Source organism: Rhizobium sp. M1 (assembly GCF_002531805.1).
GTDB classification, from domain to species: domain Bacteria; phylum Pseudomonadota; class Alphaproteobacteria; order Rhizobiales; family Rhizobiaceae; genus Rhizobium; species Rhizobium etli_C.
On sequence record NZ_NWSW01000014.1, the window covers coordinates 151,558 to 165,554 of the forward strand.

The window sequence follows — 13,997 nt, forward strand, 5'->3', positions numbered from 1 at the left end:
TTGCCTTCTGAATTTGCCGTGCTGAGTCATCGTGCCGCAGCTATTCGATGGCCTGCGGCGGTCTCGTCTGGACGGCATGAACCCGCCGCCAATCGAGGCCTGCGAACAGGGCTTCGAACTGGGCGTGGGTAAGCGTCATCAGTCCATCCTTGATGCCGGGCCAGGTGAAGCTGTGCTCTTCCAGCCTTTTGTAGGCCATGACGATACCGGAGCCATCCCAGTAGATCAGCTTCAGCCGATCTGCCTTGCGCGACCGGAAAACGAAGACCGTTCCGGTGAACGGGTCCTTGTGCAGCTCATTCTTCACCAGCGCCGCCAATCCGTCGTGGCCCTTGCGGAAGTCCACGGGCTTGGTCGCGACCATGATCCGCACCCGGTTCGACGGAAAGATCATGTCGCCGCCGCCAAGGCACGCGCGATTGCGGCGATCCGGGCAGCAGACGCACCTTCCTCAAGACGGATGGTGACGGGACCGAGGACGATCTCGGGACGACTGAGCATTTTAGGCGGGAGTTCCGAAACAGGCGGATCGACAATCACCGCCGCGAACTCTATCGCATCCTCCGGTGCTGGCAGGATCAGCTTGCCCTGCCGCGCCATCGTCCGCCAGGTGGAAAGGCTGTTGGCTCGCAATCCATAGCGCTGCGCAACTTCATTGACCGTCGTGCCAGGCCTCAAGCTTTCCGAAACGATCTTCGCCTTGATCTCGTCAGGCCAATGTCGGTGAGCCTCACGCCCGGTCTTCCTGGTTGTGAGAAACTCCAATGAGGTCTCCATGGAGAAACTCCCGTTCTTCATCCATGGAAATCTCGATCACAGACTAGGCGGCGAAGGACAATGTGGGGGGAGAACACCGGTTACGTTTCATTCATGCGTTGGACGATGCATGCGAGCACATGCCGGACAGCATCCGGGCCGAAGTCGATCGCATCGCTCGGATCACGGACGAAGATATCGCGGTGCACAGCGACCGAGGCGTCGATCCGGACGAGGGAGATTCCCAATCGGTAATGAGACTGCCGCCGAAAACGCCGGAGCAGGTGAGAGAAACCATACGGTGGATAAGGCGATATGACTTCGACGAGCTGTTCTACAAATTCTGGCGTCTCGGCGACGGCTGGCTATCGCGGAGTGAAGCAAAGCGCGCGCTGGAGATTTTCAATGATCCCCTTGCCATTGCGATGAGGAAGGCTGTTGCCGCTCGGCTTTATCCACATTGGCCGCACTTGGCTGAGTGAGAAGTTCCTGAGTTGGGGTCATTATTCTCCACAGGCCAAATCTCTAAAGCTCCACGACCTCAGCCATCTCGAGGTACCTACAGAAGGCATTTGCGAGCTGCATTTGGCGAGGCGTCTTGCACTCTACCTCGAACAGCTCTGGCGACGCGATCAGGATGGCCATGCATATCGCCCGGCTGATGGCCACGTTCAATCGGTTCGAACTGTAGAGAAATTCCATTCCCCGAGGTGCCTCTGCGTAGCTGGACGTGGCAGTCGAGTAGATCGCGATCGGGGCTTCTTGCCCCTGAAACTTGTCGACCGTCCCGACGTGCGCGCCAGGGATGCGTTTCTGAATCTCGAATACGTGAGCGTTGTAGGGTGCGATGATGATGATGTCTCCGAGCACCAGAGGTCTGGTTACGCCCTTGCGGTCGGTCCAATGCATTTGTGAACCCAGCATAGTTTCGACGATCTGAGCAACGGCCTCTGCTTCTTCGATGGAATGCGACTGGTTGCTGGAATGGCGAACGGGGACATAGCGCAAGCCAGTGCCCTTGAACGGGCCTGCCGAAGCTGTCCCCTGGACGCCGCATGCCTTCTTGGAGTCGAGTTTGCCTTCGTAGAACATCTCGGAGTTGAAGGCCGTAACGTCGGGGTGGAGCCGCCAAGTCTTCTCGAGGAAAAGACCCTGCTCAGGTGCTATGGTCTTCTGTCCCCGCAGAAGATGGTCAAGTGCGGATACTCCGGTCCCATCAGGATGCGAGCCTTGTGTTGGTTGCTCCAACTGTTGAGGATCGCCAAGGAGGACGAGTGTTGACCCCGCCTGCGAGACCGCCAGCACGTTCGCGAGCGACATCTGCGCGGCTTCGTCCACGAACAGCACGTCAACGCTGCCTGCGGCGTCCTCGCGAGCCCAAAAGAAGGATGTTCCGCCCATCAAATGCACGTCGCCGGAGGCGATCGCTATTACCGCCGCTCCATTGTCCACGTAGAACCGGACGTCGTCAGTATCCTCCACATTCGAAGAGAGTTTCTGGCCCGCTTGCACCTTGGTGCCTTCTTCCTTGGCGACCTCGATCGTTTTGTCGATCAGATGGCGGATGACCTTGTGGCTGTTGGCCGTGATTCCGACCCGCTTACCCAGTTTCAGTAGGGTGAAGATCATATGCGCGGCCGTGAATGACTTCCCGGTCCCCGGTGGCCCCTGGATTGGAAGCACGCCACCCTGAAGCTGCGGCGCGATGCGGACCGCGCAGGTCAGGGTGTCTTCCCCATCCCTATGTAGCGGCTCTGCGACCCGAGGCGGTTGGCGCAGAAGCAGATCGCGGGCAGCTTGATTGGGCCCGCTTCCCTCTATGCCATGGTCGGCAACATACTCGCCGAGCCGCAAGAGGGAGTTTTCTTGCTCGGGGGTGCGGATGAGCGTGTGAGCAAAGGCCCCGTCAGGATGGAGAGCAGCCGACTTCTTGCTCTTCCTGACATCAAGCGTTCGAGCATCCTGCGAAGTCGCCACCACTTTGCCAAAGGTCTCTCCGCCGGCGGCGCGAAGCTCGTCGTCCTCACGGATTTCCGTATCCTGCATATCGAATTCATAGCGGTCGGTCGGGATACCGCCCTTTGTCCGCTCGACCGTGCCTACGAACCGCAGCCCGCCCAATGCCGCCTTTTCGTCCAGCAGTTCCTCCGCGTTCAGGTCGCAAAGCCGGAAGTACTCCCACCAGGCTGCCTTCGCCTCCCGGCGGTGCCAGCCGAGGCTGTGGGCGAGAATCCACCTCCCGTGCTCGGCGGGTGTTCTTTCCGCGGCGTCGACCGGCACATCCCGTGTCAGCCGCTCGATGAGTTCCGCGACGCGCGCGTCGCGCTCTGAGACGCTTTCGCTTGGTTCTTCGTTCTCGGGGGAAGGGCGGTCGATAACGGTGCCTGAAGCGATGGCATCGGTGCGGAGCCGTTCGAGCCAGCCCCGCAATGCTTCCGTTGATCGGCAATCGTCGTCGTTGTAGGCGGCAACCACCGTTTTTGTGTCGTCAGATATCGAGCGGCCGTCATCGAGTTCCAAAGCCGCCTGAAGCGCGGAGAGCGCGACGTTCGCATCTCTCAACGGTGTCGAGCGCTCGAATCCGTAAAACGGCTCCAACTTCTTGATCGAGTAGCTCTCGACGCTTGCCCGTATGGCATTGCGCACGACGCTGTAGAGATCGACGAGTACGTAGCCGCGCAGGAGATTGTCTACCTCGCTTTCGCGCGTGGCATAACGCCCCATGAGCCGCTTCAATGTGGCCGGCTCATATGGAGCATAGTGATAGATGTGGAGGTCCGGGAATTGCGTGCGGCGTTCCGTGACGAAGCCCATGAACCGCTCGAAAACAACCTTCTCGGAGTTTCGGTCAAACGCCCAATCGGCAATGCGAACCAAATTGCCCGCTTCGTCACGATAATGATATCCGAATAGGTACTCGAGCCCGTGCTCGCCGATGAAGGGATCGCCTTCGATATCGAAGAAGATGTCGCCGGGCGATGGTTCGGGCAGCCGGCAGAGCCCGGTGGCCGATATCACTTCTAGCATTTCGAATTGCCGCTCGGCAGCCTCCCGGGCGCGCACCTGGATGTGGGCCTGGGCTCTCGCTTTTTCGAAGCTCGCAGGAGAACCGCGTTCGGGCTTCCACGGCATCGGCGAGGGGAGGTCAGCGAACGCCTTTGTCGTCCTAACAGAGTGCGCCCGCAACTCCGCAATCTGGGTTTTCGAAATATTGGCGACAAGGCACAGATGGTCGTCGTCGCGTCTCCGGGCATCGCACTGCTCGGCCCATCTGCAAATGTCGCAATGTTCCGTCGGCTCCGGGTAACGATCGCCCCGTCCGGCAGCCGTAGCCTCTTCGGTGGCCGTCCGCACTTTCCTGAAAAAAGCGGCAAAGTCAGAGACGCGGAAGGTCTGCGGCTCGAAGTTGGACCAAGGCACAACGACATGCACAAACTCCGGCGCAATACCCTGCATAGTATGGAGAAGCTCGGCGTAGAGGCTTAGCTGAAGCACCGTACCGCCTTTGGTCTCTCGGGAGAGCTTAGTATCGATGATCTCGTACGACCACGGACCCAAGTCACTGGTTCGTTCCACCCTCCGCAGAACGTCCGCCCTCCCGATCCATCGGCCGTCGCGAAGCGCCGCCTGCACCACGAACTGCTGCCCTGAACGCATCGCGTCCATGGTCGCGCCGACGGTGCCATCGGTGACTTCGACGCCCTCTATCACGGTCGCATCGAGGCCTTGCGCTCTCAAGTGATTGAGGAATTCCTGTTCATGCTTCAGCCCTCGTTCCCTCAGAACCTCGAGCAGGGGGTCCCAGCGCGCTGGTTTTGTGAGCGCTCCTTCCGCAACCTTGAGATCGAGCGCCGTCAAATGGTGACAACTCAGATGCCCGGCCAAGTCATGCGCGCTGAGGATGAGTTGGGTACCGATTCGCTGCATGATTCAACTGTAAGGGTTGGGGGACGCATTGTCGAATTCTTCGGCGGCAGTGAAACGGAACCGCCGGAATCAGCGCGGTTCGGCTCCATTTTTACTGGGGCAGAATGTAATCCGGCCAAAGTGCCGTAGATGATAGGCGCGAATGCGGGACGATGTCATTCGAGCCTCGCTTCGCTAAATCCTTCATTGAAATGAAGACCGCATCACCGTTCGCTTCCGGCCTCAACTGCGGCTGAATGTCTTCGGCCGAAACAACGACAGAAGCACCACCCTGCCGCAGGCGGACACGAATGCATTCGGAGGAGATCATTTCGGTTTCGAGATCGTCGCGACCTTCGAAAAGTTCCTTCAAACCCCCGAATTTCTCTTCGGGCATCTTCTCCGCGGACACGACCGCATCGTAAAGCAACTTCGTCTCGTTTTCGGTGGCCTCCGCTGGCCAGAGGATACGTTCGGCAAGCGATCGCTTTCTCTTCATCAACCGCTGCAGAAGGCAATCGAAAGAGCCCGCCCCAAGTCTAGGGTGAACGGCGAGGGGAATATGGACGGTTACAGGCTTCGTCTGGCCAATTCTATGGGTCCTGTCGTTGCATTGCTCTTCGACGGCCGGGTTCCACCAGCGAGTGAGATGGATAACGTGGTTGGCCGCAGTAAGGGTCAGGCCTGTGCCCGCAGCACGCGGCCCTAGTACAAGAACGTCAAATCCCTTGTCATCCACGAGATGTCTCTGGAAGCGGTCGGTGATGTCTTTCCGGGAATCGACTGTGTTGTCACCATTGATGATCATCACACGCTCAAGCCCAAATTCGATCCTCACCACCTCTGCGAACCATGCCTGCACGTCTCGGTTTTCGATAAAAACCAGCGCGCGTTCGTTTTTCGCTTTGATGTGACGAAGGATATCGATGGCTGCGGAAAGCCGCGCGGACGAGGCGTTGAACTCCTCGATGGTCTCTCCTTCGAGCAGTCCGGGATGCAACGACAGCCTTCTGATGTGCTGGAGGACGGCCAGCATTATCCCGCCCTTGTGGCGCGCCTCCTCGTAACGAAGCGCCTGTGTCGCGGGCATTTCTCGTGGATGGAATACACGTACCTTGGATGGCAGGCCGGGGGCGGCGTCGGTTTTCAATCGACGAAGCGCAAGCGCGGGCCGACCGTGTTGGCTCTTGAACAGCGCACTGTGGAGCGCTGTCATTCCGTCCTCTGTCGGCTTGTCGAAGATGCGGCGGAATTGGGCAAGAACTCCGAGCGCGCCGGGGAACAACTGGTCCATGATTGCCCAGATGTCCTTGGTGGCGTTTTCGAGCGGCGTCCCTGTCAGTCCAATTCTGAGGTCGGCGGTGATTGATTTGGCGGCTTTTGCCCGCATGGTGACGGGGTTCTTGAGATTCTGGATTTCGTCGAAGACCACCGCAGCCCAGCGGACGTCCATCAGGCTGATCGCGTAGTTGGCTAGCGTCTGGTACGTCGTGATAACAACCGGCGACCCGTTCTCGGATGCGGTCAACTTCTCGAGGCCGACCTGAGACGCACCTGTCCGGATGTCCTGACCGGAGGCATCTTCGCGCTTAAAGGCGTTGAGGTGATCACCGTAAAACCTGATTGGCTTTCCCAGGAAGCCGCTCTCGAGATGCCGCTCTATTTCCGCTTCCCAGTTCAACAAAAGCGACGTCGGCGCGACTATGAGAAATGGTCGATTGGGGAGCGCTCCGGCTACCATATGCGTTTTCAGCCACGCCAGAAGGGAAAGCGTCTGGAGAGTTTTCCCAAGACCTTGTTCGTCCGCATTCAAAATTCCAGGAAGTCCCGCCTTCCAGGCTTTGACCTGCCATTCGAACGATTTCACCTGGTGTGGCTGCAGCGGGGTTTCGATCGCAGGCGGCAGGTCCTCTGAGAGACCCGCGTCGCGGTCGCGCAGCGCGGCCGAAAAGTCCAATTCCCAGAAATTGTCGTGGGTGACTGGAAGATAGGCATCAAGCGAAACCGACGACTCCTCGGGGCCTTTCGCACGCAGGAATTCGGCAAGCCTCCTGGACAAGACCTCGATGACAACCGGTGTAACGGGGACCGCGCCTATCTCCAGATTTATCGAAGTATAACCCGCAGACTGCGCTTCTTTCAGTTCTTCGAGGACGCGTTCAAGGTCTTCATCTTGAATCAGCGCAAGGAGGTCCGCGAGTTCGGTCTCAGATTCCGGCAGCCAGCGTGTACCCGACCCGTGAATTCCATCGATCTCGAGCTTCTGCCATTTTCCGACACCGACTACCCGTGATATCCACTCGGGCGTTTCAACCCAGACACGACTGGTTTCCTCTTCGAGCTTTTCGGCACGCGCTTCCGGACTCATTAGTTCCGTGAGACGCCCGTCACGCATCATCTGCAGCTCGACGGCTTCGGCGATGATGCGGCCGGCATTCGCGATGAACTCGTTTCTGCCTTCTTCGCTTTTGAGAGCATGGTCGACGATCGTCTGGACGATCGGAGCTGCCGACGGCTCGACGATCAGGAACTTGCCATCTGCCACACGGAAAGCGGGTTGTGAGCCGCGACGGAGGACGGACTCACGAAACTCCGCGAGTTCCTGTCCACTCAGCGCCTCCTCAGCGTTCTCATTATTTGGGTCGGAATCCGGAACGTCGGACGAGTAGGGAAGCGGGAAGAACCGAGTGTCGTCGTCATCCTCGAACTTAATGCCAATTGAGCTGCAGGTGACGACTGAGATGTCTTTGAGAAACCCTTCAAGCGAAGCCTTGTCGTCTGTTTTCGGATCAGCTTCGAACAAGCGGCGAAACCTTCCAAGCAGCAGCCAGTGTTCGGTGATCGAGCCTGGGTTTCCAATTTCATCCGCTATTTTGATCGCTTCGTAAATTTGATGCGGCAGGCGCATCAAGTCCGTGGGCGGTCCGACGAAAGCTCCCTTCAGTGGGCGATAGACGTTGCGTCCGCCTTGTTCCCACCACCATTCGATTGCGAAATCACGGCTTCCAACAGTGCCCTTGAGGCGAGCACGAAAGTTCAGCCCTTGCAAAGTGCGCGGCAATCCTAGTGCCGCCGCGCTATTGGCGTCAACGGCCGCGACGAGAGCATGCCGGATTGTCAACTGCCCTTTCGAAATCGTGTGAGAGTTTCCGACTGGGTCGAGCTGACGAATTTTAATCAGTGCCAACGCTGCGGGAAGTTCTTCCTTTGGCAATGACCGAAGATCGGCCGGACGACCCTTTTTGAAGCCTGATAGCCATCCGCGCTTCTCCGGTTGGACCGTCAGACGGACGAATTCATCCTCGAGAGCGAAATCGAACTTCATTTCAGCACGCGCTCCTGTACCCAACGCATCCAGTTACCCTGCGGATCGTGCCGGCGGGCCATGGGATCGTCCGCGGGAAATGTGATGGCTTCGGCGTCGTAATAGTCCTTATAGAGCTGTGGTGCTCTCGGATCGTTGGCCTCGAACAAGTGCACACGGTAATCATGCGATCCCTCGACCACGATATAGCGCCCGACGCGCATGATGAGCAGGCAGGTATCCTTGCGCGACTTCGCGGTCTGCCGCCCTGCCATCTTGTAGGTTTCTTCGCCGGTTTGGGCATGGAGATAGTCAGCGATCTTGGCCGCGTTTGGAGAGAGGACTACCCACGCCTCCGTGACGACGCCGCGTTCGTGAAGTCCTTTCCAGAAATGATGTCTGGGCGGCCACATGGACGTCGTTGCTTCTGTCGCTTGAGTTATCACGCGTAACAACGCATCCATGCTCTTTCCAGCGAGCCACCTTCTTAGTACCTGCCTGGAGGCATCCGAGGTTAGTGGCCAGAACTCGCGTCTCGCGTTTCGGGGGTCGCCGTAGTCGTTCAGCAATCTATCAAGCAACTCCTGGCGATATGACGCCTCGGGCATTGCCTGATGCCAGGGCTCAACCAGCTTGTCGATCGCCCACGCAGCCATTTCGTCGCTGATCGGCGGATGCCCCTCAGGCCTTATCCATGTGAATATACGGTCCCGGCTTTCCCGGGTTGTTACGGGGGACATTGTCGCAAGCCAAACGAGGTGGATTTGGCGCATCAGCGGTCCGCTATGAGGCGACGCAATCCCACAACCTTGCAACCATTGAAAAGCGTCGGGCTGCTGGAGCATTCGTTCAGCAACGCGTCGTGTTCCTTGGTCCGTATCTAGCAAATCGGGGAGCGCCAGGAATACACGGGTCCAACGTGCCGGCAGGCTTGGGGATTTGTCCTGGATCAGGCCGGCAAGCCACCGTGTGCGGGCGCTCCCGCGTTCCCAGCCGTCGAAGTAAGCCTCGCAAGCCGCGTCGAGAACGGATCGGCTGGTTGTAGCCTCCATCTCGCGCATCGTGAATTCCTGGACGCGGCGCTCTTGAACCTCGCCGCGAAGAAAGGCGCGGCAAACCATCGAGACCATTCCGGTTGTGACACCGTCCCATTGCCAATCCGCGAGTGCGGACGACACTTTGGTTATCGCTTGCTGTACCGAAATAGCGGGAGTTTTCGACAGCCCTGGAAACGCTTCCTCCACAGCTCGTACAGAGCTTCGAAGACCATCAAGATTAGGCTTCTCACCGATCTGTAGTCGAGGGCGAGTCCTTATTTTTTCGAGAAGGCTCATTGGGAACCCAACTCGCGCTTGATGGTCGCGATATCGGCTTCTTTCGACGGCACAACCATTATAAAACGCAAATCGATACGGCGGTTTGCGTCCTGTCCCTTCTCGGTGTCGTTCGATTGGATCGGCCTGCCTTTTCCGAAACCCGAGACCGAAAGGACGGGCTGGCTGTTTCTGTTGTAGAACGCGACCAGATCGGGTTTCTGCTGGGTCATCAACGAATATATGGACGAGGCCCGTCGCGCGCTCAAATCCATGTTCAGGGTGTCGTTGCCTCGGCCATCGGTGTGGCCCTCGACCTGCAATGCGTCGATCAGTGCGTAGCCGGGATTGCACGATGCGGTAAAGGATTTCCGTGGACCCAGTGAATAGCAGCCGAGGTTGCGATCGAGGATTTCCGCGATGCGTCTCATCCGGGACTGACCTGCCTGCGTCGGCACATCCTGCCCAAAATCGAACAGCCCATCTCCCGAAAATTGTAAGGCGTCGTAATTCGCCGAAACCTGAACGTTAACGCCGGGGATTTCTCCGTCGATCTCTTTCTTGAGATTGGTCAGCAGCGCACGGCGGGTTTCGGCGACTCTGTTGTTGTAGATTTCCATCTGATTGGGAGCATCCGGCGCGGACTCAAGCCTTTTCAGCTGTTCAAGCTGGTCCTTCAACTGCTGGACTGCTTCGGCGACCTTGAGGTCCGGCGTCTCAACGATTTTTTGCACCTTCTTCAACTCGGTTTCGAGTGCCAGCTTCTCGGACTCGATGTTCTTCAGCCTGTCGAGCTGATGCTCGAGGTTTCGCTTTTCTTCCTGAAGTCTTTCGTATTGCCCTCGCGGTACCGTGTCGGAAACCGTGAACTGGCTGGCGAAGAATGCGAGGAGGATCATTATGATAAACAGGAAGCTGATCGTCATGTCGGCCATGGATATGAAGACCGACTCCTCTTCTTCTTCATGAGGGCGCGCCCTGCCTAATCCCCTCATACGGCGGGCCTCTCGCTTTCAGGACGAAACGCCTTAGCGTTCTCTATTACCGCCTGAAGTGTGCCCAATGCATCAGCATACTGAGTGTGGACTGAGTTCGAGTGAGCCTCGACTTCGCTGATTGATCGAGTGATCTCGTCGATGAAGGTTTTGAATGCCTTTTCCAATTGGCCGTCGTAGGCCACCGCACGCGCTTCGAAGCTCTTGATGTGATCCCTGATTGAGGTCGATGCGGCGACGACAAGGTCGCGCTCCGAAGACATTGTCTTTCGTGCGGATTCGACCATTTCGACGCTGACGTTGGCGATCTGCTGGGTTGCGGCAGCGGTCTTGTCGACCGCACGGACTATGGGCTCTGCGGCATTCGCCAGCCCGGTACCCGCCTTGGACAGGTTCTCGGATACGATCTCAAGTCTGCGCGCCGCTCCGTCCAAACCAACTGCGGTCTTTTCGGCTGCGCTGGTGAACTGTTCGGCCGCGCCACTGATTCCGACAGCCAGTTCGGCCAGTTTGGATGATGCGTCGTCCAGTCTTTGGCTCGACGTCTCCATTGCTGCTGCGAGCCCGGTGGAAAGAGAGCTGGCGATATCCTGGACCATCTGGCCAACGTGGCTCGCATTCGAGTTCACCACGTTTTCGAGCGGTTTCGAGATCGCGGCAATCAGGTCGTGATTGAGCTTCTGCATATGGTCACGCTGTTCCACGATCGCATTCAGCTGCCGTTCCGCCAGGTCCTCGAGGCTAACGAAGTTCATCCTGATCTCGATCTCGTGCGTCAGTTCACGCATTGCACGCTCGAGCCTATGCCCTCCACTGCGAAGCACCACCGTGAAGATGATCGAGCAAACGAGACCCGTCAGCGACATGATGAACTTCGCCGAGGCCACTGTCAGAAGCTGTGTCAGCGCGAGCTCGACCTGCGCCTGATCTCCTCCGGCCTGAAGGCTTTCCCCCGTTTGCTGGAGGGCGGCAATCAGACCCAGAAACGTCGCGGCAAGTCCGATCGATACAAGAAAGCCTGGCACGAAACGCCATCCAGAGACGCTGAAGCCCATGTCTTCCAGATTGAAGAAGGCCGACGGTCGTATCGAGTTTCGAATGCCATACGCATTGCCTGGCTTGGGCTCGATGGTAGTCTCGCTGAACTCGTTCCAGGTATCTGACAGATGCCTGGCTTCTGCGCCCTTCCAGGTCTCCAGTTCCTGTTTTATGGCAGAGAACTCGTCCCGGAATTTTTCAGCGCCGGTGGATCGTCGTATCAGCTTGGTCGCTTTGAGAAGCACCGATCTCCGAACTCGAACGATCAGGAGAAATCGAAGAACGAGAAGGCAGAGGATGGCGAGGAGAGTGACGCAAAAAAGCCCCGGAGCCTGAGGCTCTTTTAGCATGGACGCGACGAACAGTATTTCGTCGCGGGTCCAAAGCCCAACCTCATGGAAACTGATCACGCCGACTCTCCCTCACGAATGAACTGTTGAATCGTAAGTCCGGAGGCCCAGGAATGCTTCGAAGTCATTTTTCCTCGCTCCTGCCGATTGGCCGGCTTCGCGAAAGAATCATGCTGTGTTCGTACTTGCGACGGTAGACAATAAATACCGCGGCGAGATCAATGCAACCTCTAGTGCATCAATATTGGCTAAAGGGCTATTGGATTTTCACGACTCAAACTAATTCTGGGCGAGTTGCCAGGAGAGGTCATAATTGTGGAAAAAATACTTTGGATTAAAACAGGCTGGTCCGACTTCTATCGAGGCGGCCCGGTCGACGGGAACTTTGGTTGGCTGAACGCTCATCGTGGTACAGACAAGGAGGCGCGGGGCCACGAGGCCTTCAACTTCATGCCTTCTGCAGACGGCAGATATTATTGCTATGTGCCGCCGCAGACTCACGGCTACGCTCCCTACAACGAGGACAATGAGGGCTGGACCGTCATATGCCTAGCCAAAAACCCGCGACACAAGGGCGTTCATGTCGTTGGCTGGTACGAAAACGCGAGGTTGATGGGCACGTGGCTCGATCTGCCCGGTCACACGACGCCCGACGGAAGTGCAACCGCTTCGCCGTACGACTGGTCGTACTGCATCGAAAGCAAATCCGCATTCTTCGTCCCGCCAGAACTGAGAACCAGTCCCTTTTCGGACACTTCAGTCCGGCAGGGAAAGTACTCGTTTCTGACCGGGCCAAATGTCGAGACGACCGCGACAAAGCGGCGAATTCTCGCGTTGCTGAAATCGAAGATCGCGGACCTGCGAGGAATTGCGATTCACAACCCGACAGGTGAGACCGCGCCGAATCCCGAACTCGATGTCGGCGATCCATTGTCTGGCTTCGGGACACCCGAGCATCGAAAACGGGTGGAGATGGCGGCGGAGGAGGCGGTGAAAGCCCATTACGCAGCACAGGGTTACGCCTGGACTCGGGTGGCCCACTTGAACAATGGTTTCGACTTCGTTTTTCAAAAAGACCGGACTGTGCTCAACGTCGAGGTAAAGGGGACTGCGGGTCCGATCGAACGTCTCTTCCTGACCAGAAACGAACACAGTGTGAGCGGCACTCCGCAATGGCGACTTGCTATGGTGACGGACGCACTCGGCACACCCGTTGTCAGGGTCTACACTGACAAGGCTTTTCGTAAGGCCTTCTCCATTGAACCCTACGTGTACATTGGGAGACGGGTCTTCGAGCCTTGATGTCAACCTGACGTAATGCGCGGCAGACGCAACGGAATCACCTTTGGATTGATGCCGTTCGCGGTAGGGAAGGGAATTGGCAAGGCGGCGCGGAGCGATACGGATGGCGCGGGCGTTTTCTCCGTGCGTGCTGAACACCAGCACTGCCAATGCTCCGCGGGCACTGGATATCTGTATTTTGCGGGCGTGGTTCAGAGTTACCGAGACGGTTGAGCACAGCTGGCGGATACCGCGAAGTGCGGGATTTAGCTCCTTTACCCGTTCCGATGCCGCCGAACGTCTTCACGTAAACAGTTATTGAACGTTTTCTAGCAATACGTGTAGCCATTCTGTGACAGGAGTGATGAATAGATGCGGCAATCAGGACCGTTGGACGGTTCGAAATTTTAATAGGCGATATATTTCGGGCGCACGGATTCTTGGTTTTGAAAACGGGTGCCGTCCACCTCCCAGCTCTGTTCGGCGAGGCGTTCTGCTTGTTCAGCGTGGAGTCTACGAAGGACGTCGGGCAAAATCTGGTTGACCGTTTCCAGGGGCAGGTTTTCAGGCTCGACCGGAGTTTCGCCATCCCTCTTTCTTTCAGAGATGTGGCGGGCAACCGTATCCAACCAGGTAGTCGTCAGTTTGACGTCTTCGAGGCCATTCGGGAAAGCAGCCAGGCTCATACCCGCATCGTGTAGGAGGATGCTTGCGCCGAAAACGAATGCTTCGGCTGGGTTTAGGCTTATTGCGCCTTCGGAAACGAGAGACGCCGTGCCCCAGAGCGCATCAAGATGCGATATGTCGTGGACAGTCATTCCGGGCAGATCGGTCGATATACGCGACACGAGCTGCGTCGCCTTTTCGCGCATTGCGGTATACTGGTTACGGAAGAATTCTTGCTCCGCCGTGCTGGTATCTTGACGAGGGGTTTCGAAAGCCTGTCGCCAAAGCCAGGTCTGGCGAAAATCAAGATGATCCGTCACAATCTCACTCCGACTCGATCCATTCGAACGACCTTTCAATCACCGTGCCATGCAGCCGGCCATTCGCC

The 13,997-nt window shown here is 57.5% G+C and carries 10 protein-coding genes; 2 read left to right on the forward strand and 8 right to left on the reverse strand.

What is annotated here, in order from left to right; all coding sequences use genetic code 11:
- Nucleotides 1-40: 40 nt before the first annotated feature.
- Both tnpB and CO655_RS33415 read right to left on the reverse strand, forming a co-directional pair.
- Entirely contained in the window at nucleotides 41-394 is a 354-nt protein-coding gene (gene tnpB / locus CO655_RS33410) for an IS66 family insertion sequence element accessory protein TnpB (protein ID WP_141514321.1), read from the reverse strand.
- Nucleotides 391-777 (reverse strand): transposase, encoded by a 387-nt coding sequence (locus CO655_RS33415; RefSeq protein ID WP_245423825.1) that lies wholly within the window; start codon nucleotides 775-777, stop codon nucleotides 391-393. The genes tnpB and CO655_RS33415 overlap by 4 nt, the downstream gene beginning before the upstream one ends.
- Nucleotides 778-896: 119 nt before the next feature.
- Between CO655_RS33415 and CO655_RS15530 the strand changes: the two genes are divergently transcribed.
- Complete coding sequence (locus tag CO655_RS15530) at nucleotides 897-1,238, forward strand: hypothetical protein (protein ID WP_141514323.1); 342 nt, start codon at nucleotides 897-899, stop codon at nucleotides 1,236-1,238.
- Between the two features lie 43 nt (nucleotides 1,239-1,281).
- Here the strand turns inward: CO655_RS15530 and CO655_RS15535 are convergent, their stop codons facing one another.
- The 5 genes from CO655_RS15535 to CO655_RS15555 all read right to left on the reverse strand — a co-directional run bounded on the left by CO655_RS15535 (nucleotide 1,282) and on the right by CO655_RS15555 (nucleotide 11,722).
- Nucleotides 1,282-4,683, reverse strand: a complete 3,402-nt coding sequence (locus tag CO655_RS15535) for a TM0106 family RecB-like putative nuclease (RefSeq protein ID WP_097665359.1) — start codon at nucleotides 4,681-4,683, stop codon at nucleotides 1,282-1,284.
- 91 nt (nucleotides 4,684-4,774) lie between these two features.
- A complete protein-coding gene (locus CO655_RS15540) occupies nucleotides 4,775-7,987 on the reverse strand; it encodes a DEAD/DEAH box helicase (protein ID WP_097665360.1) in 3,213 nt (1,070 codons plus the stop codon).
- Complete coding sequence (locus CO655_RS15545) at nucleotides 7,984-9,300, reverse strand: EH signature domain-containing protein (protein WP_097665361.1); 1,317 nt, start codon at nucleotides 9,298-9,300, stop codon at nucleotides 7,984-7,986. The genes CO655_RS15540 and CO655_RS15545 overlap by 4 nt, the downstream gene beginning before the upstream one ends.
- Nucleotides 9,297-10,214: an OmpA family protein gene (locus CO655_RS15550; protein WP_245423827.1), complete on the reverse strand. Its 918-nt coding sequence runs from the start codon at nucleotides 10,212-10,214 to the stop codon at nucleotides 9,297-9,299. Before CO655_RS15550 ends, CO655_RS15545 begins: the two co-directional genes overlap by 4 nt.
- Nucleotides 10,215-10,270: 56 nt before the next feature.
- Nucleotides 10,271-11,722, reverse strand: coding sequence for a methyl-accepting chemotaxis protein (locus tag CO655_RS15555; RefSeq protein ID WP_176539257.1), 1,452 nt, complete (start codon nucleotides 11,720-11,722; stop codon nucleotides 10,271-10,273).
- A 255-nt stretch (nucleotides 11,723-11,977) separates the two neighbouring features.
- Here CO655_RS15555 and CO655_RS15560 point away from each other — a divergent pair, with 255 nt between their 5' ends.
- A complete protein-coding gene (locus CO655_RS15560; protein ID WP_097665363.1) occupies nucleotides 11,978-12,964 on the forward strand; it encodes a DUF3883 domain-containing protein in 987 nt (328 codons plus the stop codon).
- A gap of 386 nt (nucleotides 12,965-13,350) precedes the next feature.
- On the opposite strand, the gene CO655_RS15565 is transcribed toward CO655_RS15560, so the two are convergent.
- Entirely contained in the window at nucleotides 13,351-13,929 is a 579-nt protein-coding gene (locus CO655_RS15565; protein ID WP_097665365.1) for a hypothetical protein, read from the reverse strand.
- Nucleotides 13,930-13,997: the final 68 nt, after the last annotated feature.

Bases quoted from the DNA above. Each gene is read 5' to 3' on its own strand.
- tnpB (WP_141514321.1), bottom strand. From the start codon at position 394: ATGATCTTTCCGTCGAACCGGGTGCGGATCATGGTCGCGACCAAGCCC.
- CO655_RS33415 (WP_245423825.1), bottom strand. From the start codon at position 777: ATGGAGACCTCATTGGAGTTTCTCACAACCAGGAAGACCGGGCGTGAG.
- CO655_RS15530 (WP_141514323.1), top strand. From the start codon at position 897: ATGCCGGACAGCATCCGGGCCGAAGTCGATCGCATCGCTCGGATCACG.
- CO655_RS15535 (WP_097665359.1), bottom strand. From the start codon at position 4,683: ATGCAGCGAATCGGTACCCAACTCATCCTCAGCGCGCATGACTTGGCC.
- CO655_RS15540 (WP_097665360.1), bottom strand. From the start codon at position 7,987: ATGAAGTTCGATTTCGCTCTCGAGGATGAATTCGTCCGTCTGACGGTC.
- CO655_RS15545 (WP_097665361.1), bottom strand. From the start codon at position 9,300: ATGAGCCTTCTCGAAAAAATAAGGACTCGCCCTCGACTACAGATCGGT.
- CO655_RS15550 (WP_245423827.1), bottom strand. From the start codon at position 10,214: ATGGCCGACATGACGATCAGCTTCCTGTTTATCATAATGATCCTCCTC.